Origin of the sequence: Flavobacterium sp. MK4S-17 (assembly GCF_009848495.1) — a bacterium.
Taxonomy (GTDB): Bacteria; Bacteroidota; Bacteroidia; order Flavobacteriales; family Flavobacteriaceae; genus Flavobacterium.
This window is the reverse complement of record NZ_WWEP01000021.1, coordinates 124,843-144,179: the sequence shown is the minus strand read 5'-3', so window position 1 is coordinate 144,179 and position 19,337 is coordinate 124,843. Positions and strand designations below refer to the sequence as shown.

The following is a 19,337-nucleotide window of genomic DNA, read 5'->3' as shown; positions in this document are numbered from 1 at the left end:
TATTAATTTGAAATTTAGCTAAACATTAAATATTAAAATTCTGCTGCAGGCACACCTTTAACTTTAACGTTTTCCTCTATATTTTTAACCAGCATAGCCTGACCTCCCACAAGTGAATTATTGCCTACAACAACACCCTGCCTTGTTGAAGCACCTATACCCATATCTACACCTTCTCCAAGCTTTGTAAAACCAGCCAGGTTAACACCGGGTGCCAAAGATGAAAACCGGGAAATTGTGCAGTTATGCCCTATGGCACAATTCATATTCATTATTACAAAATCCTGTATTTCAGTTTCATAATTTACCGAAACACCCGGATACAATATAATGCCCTTACCTATACTTACCTGGCGGGATAACCAAACATTTTTAGAGATGAAATTAGGAAAATCCAACCCTTTGGAGCTTAATAGCTCCGCTGTTTTTTTCTTAGCCTGCGGATTGGCAATCCCAATAACTACGCTTAAGTCATCACTAAGATAATTATCGATTGACGAAACAGCACCTAAAACCTCCCTGCCATAAAAAATTTTGCCGTGTTTTTCCGGATTGTCATCCAAAAACCCTAAAACATCATAATCTCCAAAATCCTCAATATTGTAAGAAATATACCCCCCAACATTACCGGCACCAATAATCAATAATTTTTTAGCCATTTACAGCAAATTTTTCCAGTTCGTTTTTAAGGCCTTTCCTAACCGGCAGCTGCCATAAAAGTTTACACCAGTTATGGTTTCCTTCAATAAGCTCCGGCCCCTTTTCTGTTATTGCAATATCCCAGCCTATAGAGCGGTTTTCCGGAACCAAAAAAACTGCTTTTTCAAGCATTTCTTTTATCTCCTCCCAAAAAGGTATGGTAAAGCCAACTATCTGTGCTCCCGTAATAGGATGTACAGTTATGCCTTCGCGTGTTATATCGCTGAAAATTGCCGGGCCGTTAACTTTGCCCGTTTCAATATCAATAGGGGCTGCTGGATTACCTGCCGCCATATTATCTACAGCAGAATTTATAGTTATCCTGAAACGTGCACCCAGGTAATAAAGTTTTCCGTTTTCTATTTGTGTAAAAACCCGTATGGTATTTAAACCTGAAGGTGAAACCGCCATAATATCAGGGTGCTGCACAACATAATCTTCCAAAAGGTCAAGATTATTTTCCTTCATGTATTTTAAAAGCGATTCGGCAGTATAATCCTGGGTTTTAATTATTTTAACCTCAGCACCCACCTGTCCTTTTGAACCTTTTGCAACCAGTTTTCCAGACGGATTACTTAAAAATTCCTCAAGCAGTGATTTATTTGTTTTAAGAGCAGCATAGGTACTGTGTTTCCTTATAACAAAATCTTTATATTTTTCAAGAAACAGTATTTTATCTTCCAGCACATTGCGGTGGGCAGGCGGATTCATTTTAAGTTGGTATTCATACATATATCCTGTTCCGGCATAAGCTTTACGCTGCTCACTGTCAAGCTCATAAAACCTGAAATAAAAATAATCAAGTATAGATATATTGTATTTTAAAGATGAAGAAATTACATCTTTCCATAATTTAAAACCCGATATATTTTTTGCCCTTTTTACTTCACTTGTAAATTTTTTAAGCTTGGCTTTATCAAGCTCTTTCATATAATAGGCCAGGTAGATAATTCTTTTCATTACTTTTAATTTTTACCATTAAAGGGTTCCATAGGCCTGTCATCACTTTGATTTATGCCTTCCTTGCGGATAACTTTAAGCAGTGTGAGCCATAAAATTTTAATATCCAGCCATAAAGATACGTTGTCTATATAATATACATCAAGCCTGAATTTATCAGTCCAGCTTATACTGTTCCTACCGTTTACCTGTGCCCAACCGGTAATTCCCGGGCGCATTTCATGCCTTCTTAATTGTTCCTCATTATAAAAAGGAATATACTTAAACAACAGCGGCCTTGGCCCTATAAGGCTCATTTCCCCTTTTAGAACATTTATAAGCTGTGGCAATTCATCAACAGATGTTTTACGCACAATTTTTCCAAGTTTTGTTATACGCTCATTATCAGGCAATAGTTTACCCTCATTATCGCGCGCATCTGTCATTGACTTAAACTTTATAATATAAAACGGCTTGGCATTTTTACCCGGCCTTTCCTGAAAAAAGAAAGGCTTTCCATTATTTTGTATCGACAATAGAATTATGACTATTAACAATATAGGCGATAAAATTACCAGCCCGATAAGTGCTGCCGTAAAATCAATAACTCTTTTAAAGAAAAATTTATACATATGCCTTATAAATTTGTATCATTTGGGCCAAAGAATTGTGAATTAAAAATTTATCAACAGATTTCTGGCCTTTGGCGCCTATATCATTCCTTAATTCCTCATCTGCATACAGTCTCTTTACATAGTTTATAAATGCACTATGGTCATTCTGGGCAAACATAAATCCGTTTTCTTCATTCTGCACTAATTCTTTATGCCCCCTGTCTTCTGATATTATAACCGGTATGCCGTTAAACATCATCTCTGCCACTCCTAAACCCAAACCTTCCTGTTTGCTGGATGAAACCCCTATATCAGCAACAGAGATAAACTTTCCTATATCTTTTTGAAAACCTAAAAAATCGGTATAGTTATCAAGATTGTTTTCAGAAGCAAAATTCATCATTTTATCCCGTAAAACACCACCTCCGGCAAACAAAAATTTAATATTGGGGCAGGATTTTATAATTTCGGGCATTGCCTCTAAAATAAATCTATGGTTTTTCCTGTCAATAAATTCCGCTATATATAAAACAAGAATTCTGTTATTATAATTAAGGCTTTCCTTTGTAGCCTGCTTTTGAGATTTATCCGTAAGCTTAAGCCTCTTAGGGTCTATCCCTATACCGTTAATCATATACTTACCTTTACATCCAAATTTTTTTGAATGTAAATAGTCATAATCTTCTTTATTAATAGTTATCATGCCATCTGTTATATGAGACATAAGCCATTCCACCGGAAAAAATAAAAGCCAGTTGCTTAAAGGCCCGCCTTTATAAAAATGAAAGCCATGTGCAGTATATAATACTTTTGCACCCTTCCTCCTTGCTTTAATTGAGGCAAGCCTGGTTACAAAAGAAGCCATAGGAGTATGGCTGTGGATAATGTTATAATTGTTGGAATCTATAATTTTTTTAAGCTTCCTGTAAGCTTCTATATTTGTTTTGTCTAATGGTGACCTGCCAAAAGGAATATTCCATTGTTTATCTGCAAAAGGAATGGGGTTAGTGCCTTTATATGCCACATGAACCTCATATCCCTGGTTTTTAAACCATTCAAGATAAGGAATATGAAAGCTAAGCAAATGTATTTCAGTTGACGCTGTATAAAGAATTTTTTTCATTATTAATCATTCCTGTTTATGCGTTTTAAAGCATCATTAAATTTTTGTAATTCGGCTTTATCAGGGTATGCGCCTCTTTTCTTTAAAAAATAATCCTTACTTACAAACGGCGATAATACAGCAGTATATACAAATTTTAAAGAATTTATAGTAAATTCCTTAGCTGACTTTGCCGGGCTACTTTTAAAGGTAAGAACATTATTCCTTAATACATAATAGTATGTTTTTAATATTTTTGATTTAGTTACCGAGTTAAATTCTGAATAAAAATAAAGTACATCCTCTATATTGATATAAAATTTATCATCCATATACCTCACAAAATAATCCGTATCCTGTGCATATTTAAGGTTGAGATTGTATTTAATAAATTTGGCATCGGGAAGCCTTACCATAGCTGCAGCACGCGCTGGCTTATAGTTTTGCCCCATTTTATATTTAACAGGCTTAGTGGTGTAATTACATCTTATCCTTTCCAACTGAAAACCATCATTAAATGAGCCCATCCCGCAGCTTACAAGGCTAATTTGAGGATTTTTGATAAAAACATCCAACTGCTTCTGTATCTTTTCAGGATGGTAAAAATCATCTGCATCAAGATATGCCAAATATTCTCCTTTTGCAGCTTCCAGGGCAGCCTGCCTTGCATAAGGCCTGCCTTTATTAACTTCAAAATGAATAATTTTAAACCTCGGGTCAGTAAGGTTATCCAAATACTCCTTAGTACCATCTGTTGATCCATCATTAACAATAATACAAAACCAGTTAGCATGAGTCTGGCTCAACAGGCTGTTAACAGCCAGTGGCAATGTATTTATCCCATTATATACCGGCATCATTACACTTACCAGAGGAGATTCTTCATTATATGCCATACTACAAGTGAGAAGTTATAAAGTTTAAAAATTTATTTCCCGATGATTCCAGCGAAAGCTGATGCTGTAATTTAGAAGCCTCCATCCCCAATTGCTCCCTGTAGCTCTTGTCTGTTATTAAATTTTGCAATTGTTTTGCCAGTTCTTTAATATCCCCATCGGGCACCAGCAAACCATTTTTACCATTTTCAATAATATCCGAAGGCCCTGCAACTATATCAAAGCTTATACATGCCATTCCTGCCGCCATTGCCTCACAAAGGGCATTAGGCAACCCTTCGCTTCTGGAGGTAAGGCAAAATATTGATGCCTCAGAATACACCTTGTCAATTTCCAGTACCTTACCCAGAAAAGTAACTTTATCCTCTACATTTAGTTTTTTTACAAGCTCTTTAAGGTTGTCGCTTTCCGGGCCACCTCCGCCGGCCAACACAAGTTGCCAATCTGTATTTAACAGTGCATAAGCCTCAATAAGCCTGTCAAAGCCTTTTACTTTATAGTGGCGCCCCACGCCTAATATTTGTGGTTTTCTTTCCACATCATAAAGCTCTATTTGCCTTACAGCATTAGGAATAACTACCAAATTGATATTATTACCCAACATATTATATTTTTGCTGCGCTGCCCGGTTTGTTTGTGCTATAATTCCTTTTGCATCTTTATATGTCCATTTTTTAAGCATGGTAACAAGTTTGCCAAATTCCTTATCAGGGCTTGACCTGTCAGAAACATAAACAGGATATTTAAGTCCTTTTAATGACAGCAAAACTAAAGCATTATGATAATCCCCAAAAGACATAATGGTTGAAGGGCTAATATTTTTTACATTCTTCCTGATGTACTTTATCATTTTAATATAATACAGCCCTTTCGATATGTTATAATCAAAATCGGGTTCTATTAACTCTATACCATCATTAAGCTCATAAAACTTTTCAAACCTGTATAAAACTATATAATATACCTTATAGCCTTTCGAGTTAAAATAATTACCCAAACCTGACATAGCCCTTTCCAGCCCTCCCATTTGTAATGAGGGTGATATAAGGCATATTTTAGTATTATTATTTTCCATTCAGGTAGTCATTTAACTGATTTGAGCTTATAAATATTGCTTCAGGCCATTTTTGGGTAATTTTTTTTAAAAGCACATCAAGCTGTCTTAGGCTGTTATCCCTGTTAGATTTTTCTATTGCGCCTATATAATTTACCCTGTGGCTGCAAATTATAGCAGGCTTTTTCCATTTAAAGGCAACATCAATTCTATGGAGGCAATTATTTACCCAATCAGTGCCTGTTGAGAAAGAAGGCTCAAAAAAAGCGTTTCTTACGCTATAGCTTAATCCATACTTGTTTTTTTGGCCTATATAATGCATTACTTTTTTGTACTGCTCCTTTTTTAGGGAAGGCTTAAACTGATACAAGCCGCTTTGCAACTGCTTAATGCCTTGTTTTGCAACAGCCTGCTCAATAGCATCGTGCCATATATAGTTAGGTGCAATAAATGATTCTGCCGGATACCCTATAATATCTTTAAAAATTTCAAGCCCCTGCTGAACTGCTAAAACCTGGTCATTAATATCGTTTTCATTATCAATATCAAAAGCAGCCATATAATTTGTATAAAATGGTGACCTGGCATCTAAAGGGTATCCAAAAATGTTTTCATCAAATGCTGCAACAGCATCTTTATTCCCCTGCTTTAATGATGAAAGCCAACGTTTATAATTAAGGTGCTCGCGCCCATGAAACTGTGGGATAAATACTTTACTCTTAATACCCTCTTTCCAAAGATCAAATGAATTTTGATGCGTGTTAGAGTATTTCTTTAAAGTATCAGGAAAAAGTTCGTAATGGTATTTTTCAAAATTATCTTGCCTTATTCTTTCAAAATCCGGATTCACTACTATGGTATTTGCGGTAATAACAGGACTATTGCCACGTTTGTCTTTATATTTTGACAGTACATGGAACAAATTTTCTAAGTCTTCTGAACTCGCAAGTGAATCGTACTTATTATAGAAAGATTTATTTACAGGAATACCTTTATCCAGTAATGAATTGTAAGCCCTTTTCGAACTCATCCTTATACTGCCCCAGTCATCAGATTCAATAATAATTATTTTTTCATCTACCCTTTTACCCGGTATGGATTGCAGGTTATAAGATGCCGATTTGAGAATATGTTTAAACATATTATTTTTCTTCTATTAATTTACCCAAATCGGATACATTCATAAATTCAACTGACGGCCAGCGCTTTACTATATTTGCAAGCAGGTCGTTCAAATTTTTTAAACCTTTTTCCCGGTTGCCTTCATCAATAGAACCAACATAGTTAACCCTGTGTGAGCTTATTATAGCAGGTTTATTCCACCTGAAAGCAATTTCAATATCTTTTAAAACAGTACCTACGCTATCAGCATTAGTATCGTTAGGTTCAAACCTTGAGTTTCGTGTAATATACACTTGACCAAGGGAATTTTTTTGTCCCAGTTTATATACTCTAGTTTTATAATTTCCTTCACCCAAAGGCTCCAGATGTTTTTTTGCAACATCTATATACTTAATACCATTATCATTCAGAAAGGTATCTATCTTAGCAGTATGCAGTAATCCACTGGATGTGAAGTGACGGGCTTTATAACCAAATAGTTTTTCAAAAATAGTAAGTCCTTCACGTATTATTTTCTCCTGCATTTGCAGGCTTTTTTCGTTTTTGTAATCAAAAGCGGAAAGATAACCACCTTTATATTTCTGTAATAAATCCGATTTAATACCCAGGCTATTATTTTCAAAAGCTGCTATTACATTCTTATCACCATCTTTTAAGGCATCTAACCACAATTCAAAATTAAGGTGCTCCCTTCCATGAAATTCAGGATAAAACAAGCCTGTCTCAATCCCTTGTTTCCATAAGGAAAACACATCTTCATTAGGATAATACCTTTTAAGTGTTTCGGTTAATTCTTCATAAAAATATTCATTATAGCCTGAAGCCTTTATTTTATCAAAATCAGGATTAGCCACAACACTAACTGCAGTAAAAACAGCGGGATTTCCCTTGCTATCCTTATGTTTGGACAAAACATCAAACAAAGCTTGTAAATCCGTACTCCCCGCAAGGGTATCATAATAGTCAAACCTGTTCTTCTTCAGGTTAAGACCCTCATCTATCATAGTATCTCTCGCCTCTTTTGATCTTGTCCTTACGGCTCCCCAATCGTCCACTTCAAACACTACAATTTTGCGCTTGGTGCTCCAGCCTGGAATATTAGAAATATTTTTAATTAAATTTTTCATTAAGCTTTGATTAGTTAGTTAATTCTAAGAATTTCTTTGCTACATTTTTGATGTTATAATCATCTATATTATCAATTTTATGCGCATTGCTATAATTAGCATCAAAAAATTCATCAATAACTTTTCTGTCAACACTGCTATATTCTACATTTAAAATTGGCCTGCCCGAAAGCTTATAGTCTATAAGCTTGCTTGGCGACTGAATCACATCAGCATTATTAAAATTAACCAGGAAATCAGCCTGTGATAATATTTTTAAAAGTTCATTTCTATTAATGTAGGGCCTTACTTCAAGCTTATCTCCAAGCTGGCTTATAAATGGCTTTATTAAAGTATTATTTTTAGTGTATATAATAAATTTAAAAGGTTTATCAATAGTAACAAGTTCCTTTAAAAAAGGCACCGGATCCCTAAATCCAGGTATAAAACCTCCTGCATATATAAATGTGGGAACAGGGTTTGGCGTATAACTGCCTTTATCAACTTCATCAAAGTTAAAACCCTGTGGTATAATAACCATTTTTTTGTGAAACTCAGGATAATATCCTTTTTTGGCACTTTCAATCGGTATAGATATATAGTCGGTTTTCTTAAAAAACCACTTTTCTACATACTTAAAGTAAAACAGTTTTTTAAAGGAATCTGATATGTCGCCCATATAAGGGTCTCCGCAATCGGCAACCCATACTTTGGCAGGCTTGTGTGATTTCCCTATTGATGCTGCCACGCCCCAGTGAATAGGGTAAGGTACTGCTATAGAAATGAGCAAGTCGTATCCAGATTCATTTTTTAATGCTTTACTCACTCTGCCTACCAGTTGAACATCAGGATATTCCAACAATAAACCTAAGGCTCTTTTGAGCCCCCTTTTAATTGTACCGGATACACCTCCTCCTGAAAAGGTTATTTCAGGAAATTTATTTTTACCTAAGTCTTTTATAACAATATTATGTTCTTTTTCAAACTCTAAGTGTACGCTATCTTCTTTAGGTATATAAACTGTTACATCATGGCCCTGCCTTGCAAGTTCCTTTACCAGTTCTGTAGCACGGAACGCACGGGGAGATAACATTGGAAAAAAGCTTTTGGCAACAATCAATACTTTTTTTGTATCCATAAAGAAATTTATCTTAAAAAATAGAGTTTAACAATGGGTTGCTAAAGGTATACAAGCTAAAGGTATCCTTCGCTATGATTTTAAAATTATAAAAAACAACATACAAAATTAAAGGACTTGCAACATATACAAATCTTCTGGCAAATAAACTGGTTGAGTATTGTGTGTATATAAAATATAATGAAAATACAAACAATGATGCTGCCGAAATAAACCTACCCCCAGAGGGTATCAGTTGAAATATATTTGCAAATCCATAAAACAGCAGCGTAAAACTTAGCAGGCTATTTAAAGGCTTACTGTTTTTTATTTTTTTATAATTAAAATAAACAATTAGTAACATGGCTACCCTTATAAAAGTACCCATATATTTACTTAACGTATTAAATATTGTAACATTCGCACTCCGTTCTTCAACTACATCAATATAAACATCTGAAGTATATGCTTCAATTTTCGTACTGAATATATCAGGCAGATAGAGGGTTAATATCTCCCTTACGGCAGATACATTTAATTCTGCTATAAAAAAAGTTATTAAAAAGAATATAAAATATATATGAACCCTATTACCTGCAAAATAGTAAAGGGCAAGTATCGCTATTGGAAAAAGGAAAGAGAAGTGCATGAATGCAGAAAGGAGTATAAAAATTATATACTTTTTTTTGCCTTGCATAATAAACGGAAAGGCTCCATAAAAAAAGATGTGGCATGAGCACCAAAACCTGAAACCATTTATTTCCCAAATACCTATACTAAAGGCGAATAAAATAAAAATTATAAAATTAGTATATGACCATTTGTAGTTATGAGATAAAAGAAACCACAAATTCCTTGAGTAGAAAAAACCGAATATTATACCATAAACTCCAAATAATATTTGGGGATTATCTGTAAACTGTGCTAAAGTATAAGATATAATCGGCTCTATTATATCTACAGTTCCGTTTTCTCCACCATATAAATATTCTGAAAAACTATTGGAAGACAATTCCGTATGTGCAATCTCTATAAAACGTTCCTGATATGCAAATCCATCTGCTCCCTCATTTGGAATAACAAAATTATAACCATAGAAAGCAACAAAAAACCAAATAATATTTTTAGACCATAACTGCCTGTTGTTTTTTAATGACACAATTACAGCAATAAATGGCCATATAAAAAAAAGCAGATAGGAAAATAAGATTTCGTTTAAGTTACTTTTAAGTACAATATTGTATTTTTTGTCCTGAAGCAAGTTTAGTTGTATAATTTTATAAGTTGATCAACAATCCTTTCAGCTGCATGGCCATCCCAAAATGGTGGTATATCTCCTTTTTTCCACTCTCCTGAAATCAATTTATCAAGATTAGGCTTTATGCTGGCAGGATTTGTACCTATCAGCATATTAGTACCTATTTCAATTGTTTCAGGGCGTTCAGTATTATCCCTAAGAGTCAGGCACGGAATTCCCATTACGGTAGTTTCCTCAGTAATTCCTCCAGAGTCAGTAATTACTGCCTTACAGTTTTGTACCAGATAATTGAATTCATGATATCCTAATGGGTCTACAATAAATAAATTATCTGCCTTAATACCTAAATCGGTAAAGATTTTTGCAGTCCGGGGGTGTATTGGAAATATTACGGGAATACCTTCAACATTATTTACAATTTCATCTATAAGCCTTTTTAATTTCTCACCCTGGTCTACATTAGCCGGTCTATGAAGCGTCATGACTATATAGCCTTTTTCTTTTAAATTCAGTTCATCGAAAAAAACTGGTTTGGTAAACTTAGGCTTATTTGCCATGAGGGTATCAATCATAACATTCCCAACAAAAAAGATGCGATCTTCACTTACCCCACTTTTTTTAAGGTTTTCATTGGCAAATGTACTGGTAGTGAAAAACAGGTCTGTAATGCTATCCGTTACCATACGGTTAATTTCTTCAGGCATTGTAAGGTCAAAAGAACGTATGCCCGCCTCAACATGAGCTACATCTGTATTCAGTTTTTTCGCAACTATTGCACAGGCCATTGTTGATGTAACATCACCTACAACCAATACTAAATCTGTCGGATTGGCGGTTAACTCTTGTTCAAAAGCTATTAAAATAGCAGCTGTTTGCTCAGCCTGTGTACCTCCGCCACAACCTAAATTAGCATCTGGAGGAGGAATATTAAGTTGTTTGAAAAAAGTATCACTCATTTTTTCATCATAATGCTGACCCGTGTGCACTAAACGATATTGAACATTTTTACCATTTTGCTGTACCGATTTTATAGCATGAATAATAGGTGCTATTTTCATAAAATTCGGACGTGCACCAGCTATGAGTGTTATTTTCATTTTATAAGTTTACTTATGATGATTTTGAAATAGTTAGGTTTTGTTCTTAATTTAAGAATACTTCTTATCCAATTGATTTTTGAGTATTTATTTATAAATAAATGTATGGGTTGTGGATCGATTAATTGGTACATTTCTTTATAATTGTTGTTAAATAGCTTATAATTTAAAAGAGCATTATTATAAATAAGTTTTATATTTTCTGGAATTTTTTTATTGTAATCTTTCAAAAAATATATTCTCATTTCAGCCGATGACAATTTAAAACGTAATTTTTTTTCTAAATTCCCCGGTCTTGAAGCACTATTAGCTGAAAATCTGTAAACTGCAAGGACTTCGTCAATATAGCAAAAATCATATTTTGATATCATTAAAAGCCACATTGGTGTATCACCCATTAAAAATTTGCCTCTTACACTATCAATCTTATCACTTATTGAATCATACAGGCTTTTTCTAAACATTACTGTAGCAGTTCTTATTTTATAATCAGCTGCTATAAGTCCATTAAATATGTCATTTCTCGTTGTATATTCAACATTTTTAGTTGAGTATTTGTTAACATTCTTTTCCTCTCTTCCGTTAGAATATAGAAAATTACAATCACCATGGACTAAGCCATAATTATCATTGCTTTCTAATATATCAACCTGCTTTTGCAATTTATAAGGATCTGTCCAGAAATCATCTCCTTCACATATTGCTATATATTTGCCTTTAACTCTAGAAAAATTATATATCTTAGAAACTGGAATACCTTTACTATATTGGTTTTCTAATTGGTATATAGGTTTGATTAAGTCAGGATATTTCAACTCATAATGCCTAATAATTCTAGAAGTATTATCACTTGAAGCATCATCATGTATAAGTATTTCAATTTTAAATGATATTATTTGAAATAAAAAGCTTTCTAAACAAGCTTTTATATACTTCTCGTGATTATATGCTAAACAACATATACTAACTAATGGTAATTGATTCATTTCAGAATTTTATAAATTCACAACTCTCGGGACTAAATCTTTAGTAATAAAAAGTCCTTCTTTATAATTAAAATTATTCATGTCAGTAGGTTTATTTTCGAGCCATTCAATTATTTGCTTTGGTAAGTTTGCTCCAGCAATATGACTTAATGGATAATGTCCCGAAATACGACAATTCATTTCAATTACCTTAATCTCTCCATTATATTCAAAACAATCTACTGATAGTATTACTTCGTGTTTTAATAAATTACTCAATTTTATCCCCAAAGAGTTGAAATTATCAGAACTTATAGTCTGGCCGAGGTCAGTTTCTCCTGCTCGCATTTCAAGTTTGGATTTTGGAATTACCTTAACGAAATTGCCTTTCAAATCATTAATTACATCAAGCCCATATTCTTGACCTTTAAGCTTTTCTTGAATTAAAACCATTTCTTCAGGTGTTAGGCTTGACTCATATTTCAAATAACTATTATTTATTGCTTTTAAAGATTTATTGTAAAACACGTTCAACTCTTCATAATTATCAGCTATAAATATACCCATTGACGCCATTCCCCATCTAGGTTTAATGATAACTGGGAAATTTATTTCTTTGCTACTAATTGCATTTATAGCAGTCTCCTTTGATTTAAATGTTAAGGGCGTGCCAATATTATTATTTTTTAGAAATAAATATGTATTCCATTTGTCATTACAAATTTCAATAACATTTTCACCTGATAGTAAAAGCTTTATTCCATGACTTTCAATATTTTCTTTATTCTTTGCTAAAATTAATAAATCGATATCAAAAACTGATATTATTGCTTTTATATCATTGGATTTACAAAATTCAATGAGACTATCTATATAAGTATCATCATAAATTAAAGGTGATATAAAACTGCCATCAGCATCTTGTGTTGCAAGTGAAGGTGAAGAATTTGACGCATATACTTTACCTTTACCCTTAAGAATATCTTGAAAATACCTTATTAAATAACTTCTTCTGCCTGCTGATGTTACTAGTATATTCATTTTAATATTGTTTTAATGTTTTTATTATTTGTTTCACATCATCGGATTTAAGTAGTTGATAATTATCTTTTAGTATATTTTCCGACAAGTTCCACCACTGTAACTCATTTAATTCTGCAATAATATCATCACTAAATCTAAATTTTAAAATTTTAGCAGGATTTCCTACTACAATTGCGTATGGCGGAACATCTTTTGTTACAATTGAATTTGCGCCTATTACAGCACCATTGCCTATCTTTACACCATTTGAAATTGTAGAATTAGCACCAATCCACACATCATTTCCTATATTAGTTTTATTTATAAACCTTTCATACGCTGGCTCTTCACCTTTAGGTTTTATTCCATATACATCATTATAAAAAAAATCGTGCGTTGAGATTTTACTATAATCATGATTTGCAGCTCCAATAGTGATTCCCCAAGATATAGAGCAAAATTTTCCAATTACGGAATGCATAACTACATCGTTGCTTCCAAAATAGGTATGACTTCCAATATTAGAAAAATAAATTAATGTTGATCTATCAATTTTATTATATCTTTCTAGAAAACTATTAGTTAGTCTAGTGAAATCGCCAATTATACATTTTTCACCAACTGTAGAATTTATTACTCTGCAATCCCTGTATAAATATGAATTTGCTTTGATTTCAGAATTTTCAATGTGAATATCTTTAGCTTTAAAAACTGATTCATCAATATTTGAATTCTTTAAAATCATAATTAATTATTTTGAACTCTTAATAACAGCCTGCATATTAAATCTACCTCCTCCAAAGATAAATCAAAATATAAGGGCAGGCACAAAACTTTTCTTGAAATACTATCTGTTACATCAAAATCAGCGGGCTCCAGATAGGGTAATGTATTTGCCAGTGATGGATAAAAATACCTCCGCGTGCCAATTTCGTTAGTTTTTAATTTCTCAATACATTTAAGCATCAGCTCCTCACTATCAAAAACAAGCGGATAATAAGCATAATTCAGCGTACCTTGTTTATGCCAAACCGGCCTTACAGCTTTAAGTCCTGATAATTTACTATTATAATATTCTGTAATTTCTTTTCTTTTTTTATGAATAGCGTCTATAAAGTTAAGGTTTGTTAAACCCATAGCTGCATGAAATTCAGAATTTTTTCCATTAATTCCCAACTCTGCAAATGATTCCGGGCCGCTAAATCCAAAATTCCTGATGAGTGCAAGCTTTTTAAGTAATTCAGGATCTTTTGTTACAATTAAGCCTCCTTCCCCCGAATGGTATAATTTGGTAGCATGCAGGCTGCATACAGATATATCACCATATTCAAATATCGATTTCCCGTTTAGCTTTACTCCAAATGCATGGGCACCGTCATATATAACTTTTAGCCCGTGCCTTTTTGCAATCTCTTCAATTTTATGTACATCGCATGGGTTGCCATATACATGGGTAGCTAATATTGCAGTAGTATTATCAGTAATAGCCTCTTCAATTTTTGAGGCATCTATATTTAAGGTGTTTTTATCTATATCTACAAAAACCGGCTTACACCCTTCCCACACTATACTGCTTGTTGTGGCTACAAATGAAAAAGGTGTAGTGATAATTTCCCCCTTTAAATCTAATGCCTTTATAGCCATTTGCAAGGCAACCGTACCATTAGTTACAAAAAGCAGGTGCTTTACATCTAAATAATTTTTCAACTTCATTTCCAGGTCGCTGGCAAGGGGCCCCATATTGGTTAGCCATTGCCTTTGCCATATTCCGTCAAGGTATTTAGTATATTCCTCAATTGGAGGTAAAAAGGGCTTTGTTACGGGTATCATTTCAGCTTGCTTATTTCTGTTAAATGCAAATTAAAGTATTTCTTAAATAAATATGTTTTTATTAAATCAAATAAAGATAAATAAATTCATCATGTATATAAATACAACCTTATCTCCTTAATAAAATGTTTTTAATATCGTTATAGGAATCAAATTTTAATAGCCATGAAAATGCAAGGTATAACACCAGCCCTAAAGCAGGCCCCAAAGTTATCCTTACTATATCTGCTGTGGTTACCAAGGCGAAATAATCAAGTGCATAAATCCCCATACCCACAGCAAAAGATAATATAATAGCCGGCATTATATCTTTAAGCTGGCTTAGTGCAGGGTAATTAATATATTTACCAGTATAATATGAGTTTATAAAAAATGCAATAAAATTAGTAACCACCTGAGACCATATCAAACCCATAATACCAAACCTGATACTAATAATTATGCTGATTGAAATTATAACTTTCTTTAATATTTCAAGTCGCAAAAATAAATCGCTCCTGCCCTTTATTTTCAGTATACTTAAATTATAAGAATGTATAGGGAATAAAATTCCTGTTATACATAAAACCTGAAAATAGGGTACGGCCGGCAGCCATTTTTCAGTAAACAGGAACCTAAAAAGCGGCTCTGCCACTACGCCCATAAAAACCAATACCGGTGAAAGGCAAAATATAACAGTCTGCATAATTTGCCTGTAAACCCTTTTCAATCTTACATCATCATTATTAATTGATGCAAACAGAGGGTATGTTACCTTGTTTAAAGTGTTTGATATATTAACAACCGGCAATTGTTTCAAGGCATTAGCCCTTGTAAAGAAACCTACCTGGGCAGGTGAAAAAAAACGTCCTATAACTATCTGGTAAATATTTTGAAAAACTGTATTCAATATCCCTGAAATGGCCAGATTATAACCAAAACTAAAGTGCTCCTTAAACTTTGCCTTATTAAACACGAACGAAGGCGCCCATCCGGAACGAATCCATAATTGGATGCTGCTGAACAGTGATTGGAAAACCCCCATCCAAACCAGGCTCCAAACCCCATAATCCAGATAAGCAAGTGCAATACCCAGTAAACCTGAAACCAGTATTGACGGCAATGCAACCATCATCTGCATTTTAAAGTTCATTTCTTTTGTAAGCCTTGTTAACTGGACGGCAGAAAATGAATTTATTATAAATGACAAGCAATAAACCCTTACAATAGGGGTTAATATGGGCTGATCATAAAAATCGGCAATTAATGGGGAACAGAAAAAGAGTAACAGGTAGATGAAAATACTCATACCAAGATTAAAGAAAAAAACAGTGGAAAAATCTTCCTGGTCTGGTTTTGATTTTCGTATCAGGGATTGTGTCATCCCGCTGTCAACAAGAGAGGTTGCAAGTGCCATAAAAACACTAATCATTCCAATAAGGCCAAATTCGGCAGGCTCTAATATCCTTGCCATGACTAATGAAACAACAAAAGTGATACCCTGCGAACCAAACTGTTGGGTAAATGTCCAGACCATGCCGGACATGGCTGTTTTTTTTAAAGACATGCCCTTCTTTCTTTTATAATATCATTGAGATAAGCACCATATTTTGACTTTGCATAACGAACAGCAGCCTGTTCTAACTGTTCAATAGTTATAAAACGGCGTTCATAAGCTATTTCTTCTATACAGCCTATAACAGCACTTTGGCGGTTTTGTATTACCCTTATAAATTCTGTGGCATCATCAAGGGAATCTACTGTACCTGTATCAAACCAGCTCATACCCCTGGTCATTACACCTACTTCCAGTTCATTCATTTCAAGGTACATCTGGTTAAGAGTGGTAATTTCTTTTTCTCCCCTTGCCGAAGGCTTAACGCTTTTTGCCATCTCCACTACCCTGTTATCATAAAAATAAAGGCCGGGTACTGCGTATTTTGATTTTGGCTGCGCAGGTTTTTCCTCAATGCTTACAGCTTTAAGATCTTTATCGAATTCAACCACCCCATAACGTTCAGGGTCTTTAACAGGATAAGCAAATATTGCCGCTCCTTTAATATCTGTCTTGCTCCTTAAAAGCGTGCCTAACCCGTTACCGTAAAATATATTATCTCCCAGTACAAGGGCAACACTGTCATTTCCTATAAAGTCAGCGCCTATTATAAATGCCTCTGCCAAACCGTTTGGTTGTTCTTGTATGGCATATTCAAATCGGCAGCCTACCTGTGTTCCATCCCCAAGAAGTTTTTTAAATGCTTCCTGGTCATGCGGAGTAGTAATTATGAGTATTTCATTAATACCTGCCAACATTAAAACTGATAGCGGATAATATATCATAGGTTTATCATAAACAGGCAACAACTGCTTGCTTACGGATATTGTTAATGGATATAACCTGGTTCCTGAACCTCCCGCTAAAATAATGCCTTTCATAATACTCCGCTTTAAATTTTATTGATATTGTTTGCTGTAATACTCGGTATATGCCCCTGATGTAACATTTTTAAGCCACTCTTCATTATTCAGGTACCATTCAATAGTTTTTTCAAGTCCCTGCTCAAAAGTAACAGATGGTTCCCATCCCAGTTCCTTATTTATTTTTGAAGCGTCAATCGCATACCTCAGGTCATGCCCGGGGCGGTCTTTTACATAAGTTATAAGTTTTTCACTTTCGCCTTCAGTACGCCCTAATTTAACATCCATTAAAGTGCAAAGCAATTTAACCAGGTCAATATTCTGCCACTCGTTAAAGCCTCCTATATTATATGTTTCATGATTTTTACCTTCATGAAATACAAGGTCTATGGCACGTGCATGGTCTTCCACATAAAGCCAGTCGCGTGTATATTTTCCATCGCCGTAAACAGGCAGCGGCTTGTTATTGATAATATTATTTATGAATAACGGAATCAATTTCTCAGGAAAATGATTTGGCCCATAATTATTAGAGCAATTAGTGATAACGTAAGGCAGGCCGTATGTTTCTCCATAAGCCCTTACAAAATGGTCTGATGCTGCCTTTGATGCAGAATAAGGGGAGTTTGGAGAATAAGGTGTAGTTTCTGTAAATAACCCTTCAGTACCTAATGTACCATACACTTCATCGGTGCTTACATGGTAAAATCGTTTTCCATCATAATTATCTTTCCATAAATCACGAAAGGCATTAAGCAGGTTCATGGTACCTATAACATTTGTTTTTACAAATGCTAAGGGGTCTGTTATCGACCGGTCAACATGCGATTCAGCCGCAAGGTGTATTACCCCTTCAAACTTATGTTCATTAAAAAGGGAGTTTATAAAATCAGCATCAGTAATATCCCCCTTAATAAAAACATAGTTAGGCTGATTTTCTATATCCTTAATATTTTCAAGATTACCCGCATAGGTTAGAGCATCCAGATTAAATATATTTAAATCGGGATAACGCTTTACAAAACGCCTAACTACATGAGAACCTATAAATCCGGCCCCGCCGGTAATCAGAATTTTTTTCATTTTTTAAAATAATTAATTCTTGCAAGGATAATATTTCTTATACCACTCTACAAACTGCCTGACTCCGTAATCTATATCAGCAGAAGGGCTATAACCATAATCTTTTTGAAGCCTGCTCACATCTGCCCAGGTTTTTTCTACATCGCCCGGCTGCATGGGTAAATATTCTTTTAACGCCTGTTTACCTGTAACTTTTTCAATTTCAGTAATAAAATCAAATAATTTTATCGGCTTACTGTTGCCAATATTGTAAAGCCTGTACAATTCGCCACCCGGTACTTCCCTGGTTATAGTGGCTACAACTCCATTAACTATATCATCTATATAAGTAAAATCACGCCACAGGTTACCTTCATTAAATATTTTAATGGGCTTATCATTACATATTGCATCCGTAAAAAGGAACATTGCCATATCCGGCCTTCCCCACGGCCCGTAAACTGTAAAAAAGCGAAGGCCAACGGTTTCTATACCAAATAAATGGCTGTATGTATATGCCATAAGCTCATTGCTTTTTTTTGTTGCGGCATATATACTGATAGGCTTATCTACATTGTCATTTACAGAAAACGGAATTTTGTCATTTAAGCCATATACACTGGAACTGCTTGCAAATACAAGCTTTTTTATATTATAATTGCGGCAGGCTTCCAGTATATTTACAAAACCTGTTACATTACTATCAATGTAAACATCCGGGTTTTCTATACTATAACGCACTCCTGCCTGTGCTGCAAGGTTGCAGGCACAATCAAATTTATTATCGGTAAATAATAATGGTAAATTCTCCCTGTCCTCCAGGTTTAATTTTATAAACCTGAATCTTTCTGCATGTATTTCACTATTTACAAGAACATTATATTCCGGCTCTGATGCTATGCCCAACTGGCTTAGCCTTTGCAGTTTCAGGTTAACATCGTAGTAGTTATTTAAATTATCCAACCCCACCACTGTATGCCCCATGGAAAGTAATTTTTCACACAGGTGATAACCAATAAATCCCGCAGCACCGGTAACTAATACATTCATAAAACG

General features: G+C 34.3%; 19 protein-coding genes. All 19 read right to left on the bottom strand.

What is annotated here, in order from left to right; genetic code table 11:
- Positions 1-32: 32 nt before the first annotated feature.
- On the bottom strand, positions 33-659 hold the full coding sequence (locus tag GSF09_RS08895; RefSeq protein ID WP_159800593.1) for a NeuD/PglB/VioB family sugar acetyltransferase: 627 nt from the start codon (positions 657-659) through the stop codon (positions 33-35).
- A complete protein-coding gene (locus GSF09_RS08890; RefSeq protein ID WP_159800592.1) occupies positions 652-1,659 on the bottom strand; it encodes a sugar-transfer associated ATP-grasp domain-containing protein in 1,008 nt (335 codons plus the stop codon). The genes GSF09_RS08895 and GSF09_RS08890 overlap by 8 nt, the downstream gene beginning before the upstream one ends.
- Before the next feature lie 5 nt (positions 1,660-1,664).
- Positions 1,665-2,270, bottom strand: a complete 606-nt coding sequence (locus GSF09_RS08885; RefSeq protein ID WP_159800591.1) for a sugar transferase — start codon at positions 2,268-2,270, stop codon at positions 1,665-1,667.
- Positions 2,263-3,375, bottom strand: coding sequence for a glycosyltransferase (locus GSF09_RS08880; RefSeq protein WP_159800590.1), 1,113 nt, complete (start codon positions 3,373-3,375; stop codon positions 2,263-2,265). Before GSF09_RS08880 ends, GSF09_RS08885 begins: the two co-directional genes overlap by 8 nt.
- Positions 3,376-3,377: 2 nt before the next feature.
- Positions 3,378-4,250 carry a glycosyltransferase family 2 protein gene (locus GSF09_RS08875; RefSeq protein WP_159800589.1) on the bottom strand — a complete coding sequence of 291 codons (873 nt, stop codon included), beginning with the start codon at positions 4,248-4,250 and terminating at the stop codon, positions 3,378-3,380.
- Position 4,251: 1 nt separating this feature from the next.
- The gene (locus tag GSF09_RS08870) at positions 4,252-5,325 is read right to left on the bottom strand and encodes a glycosyltransferase family 4 protein (protein WP_159800588.1); all 1,074 of its coding nucleotides are present in this window, start codon (positions 5,323-5,325) and stop codon (positions 4,252-4,254) included.
- Positions 5,315-6,445, bottom strand: coding sequence for a polysaccharide (de)acetylase (locus GSF09_RS08865; RefSeq protein WP_159800587.1), 1,131 nt, complete (start codon positions 6,443-6,445; stop codon positions 5,315-5,317). Before GSF09_RS08865 ends, GSF09_RS08870 begins: the two co-directional genes overlap by 11 nt.
- A 1-nt stretch (position 6,446) precedes the next feature.
- Entirely contained in the window at positions 6,447-7,553 is a 1,107-nt protein-coding gene (locus tag GSF09_RS08860) for a hypothetical protein (protein WP_159800586.1), read from the bottom strand.
- Positions 7,554-7,563: 10 nt separating this feature from the next.
- Entirely contained in the window at positions 7,564-8,670 is a 1,107-nt protein-coding gene (locus tag GSF09_RS08855) for a glycosyltransferase (RefSeq protein ID WP_159800585.1), read from the bottom strand.
- A gap of 13 nt (positions 8,671-8,683) precedes the next feature.
- Positions 8,684-9,808 carry an EpsG family protein gene (locus GSF09_RS08850; protein WP_159800584.1) on the bottom strand — a complete coding sequence of 375 codons (1,125 nt, stop codon included), beginning with the start codon at positions 9,806-9,808 and terminating at the stop codon, positions 8,684-8,686.
- A gap of 104 nt (positions 9,809-9,912) precedes the next feature.
- Entirely contained in the window at positions 9,913-11,004 is a 1,092-nt protein-coding gene (gene wecB, locus GSF09_RS08845; protein WP_159800583.1) for a non-hydrolyzing UDP-N-acetylglucosamine 2-epimerase, read from the bottom strand.
- A complete protein-coding gene (locus tag GSF09_RS08840; protein WP_159800582.1) occupies positions 11,001-11,990 on the bottom strand; it encodes a glycosyltransferase in 990 nt (329 codons plus the stop codon). Before GSF09_RS08840 ends, wecB begins: the two co-directional genes overlap by 4 nt.
- A gap of 9 nt (positions 11,991-11,999) precedes the next feature.
- Positions 12,000-13,010 carry an ATP-grasp domain-containing protein gene (locus GSF09_RS08835; RefSeq protein ID WP_159800581.1) on the bottom strand — a complete coding sequence of 337 codons (1,011 nt, stop codon included), beginning with the start codon at positions 13,008-13,010 and terminating at the stop codon, positions 12,000-12,002.
- A gap of 1 nt (position 13,011) precedes the next feature.
- Positions 13,012-13,737 carry a DapH/DapD/GlmU-related protein gene (locus GSF09_RS13840; protein WP_159800580.1) on the bottom strand — a complete coding sequence of 242 codons (726 nt, stop codon included), beginning with the start codon at positions 13,735-13,737 and terminating at the stop codon, positions 13,012-13,014.
- A gap of 2 nt (positions 13,738-13,739) precedes the next feature.
- Complete coding sequence (locus GSF09_RS08825) at positions 13,740-14,822, bottom strand: DegT/DnrJ/EryC1/StrS aminotransferase family protein (RefSeq protein ID WP_159800579.1); 1,083 nt, start codon at positions 14,820-14,822, stop codon at positions 13,740-13,742.
- 109 nt (positions 14,823-14,931) lie between these two features.
- The gene (locus GSF09_RS08820; protein WP_159800578.1) at positions 14,932-16,368 is read right to left on the bottom strand and encodes a lipopolysaccharide biosynthesis protein; all 1,437 of its coding nucleotides are present in this window, start codon (positions 16,366-16,368) and stop codon (positions 14,932-14,934) included.
- A complete protein-coding gene (rfbA, locus tag GSF09_RS08815) occupies positions 16,359-17,237 on the bottom strand; it encodes a glucose-1-phosphate thymidylyltransferase RfbA (protein ID WP_159800577.1) in 879 nt (292 codons plus the stop codon). Before rfbA ends, GSF09_RS08820 begins: the two co-directional genes overlap by 10 nt.
- An 18-nt stretch (positions 17,238-17,255) precedes the next feature.
- Positions 17,256-18,302, bottom strand: coding sequence for a dTDP-glucose 4,6-dehydratase (gene rfbB / locus GSF09_RS08810; protein ID WP_159800576.1), 1,047 nt, complete (start codon positions 18,300-18,302; stop codon positions 17,256-17,258).
- Positions 18,303-18,314: 12 nt separating this feature from the next.
- Positions 18,315-19,331, bottom strand: coding sequence for an NAD-dependent epimerase/dehydratase family protein (locus GSF09_RS08805; protein WP_159800575.1), 1,017 nt, complete (start codon positions 19,329-19,331; stop codon positions 18,315-18,317).
- Between the last annotated feature and the right edge of the window lie 6 nt (positions 19,332-19,337).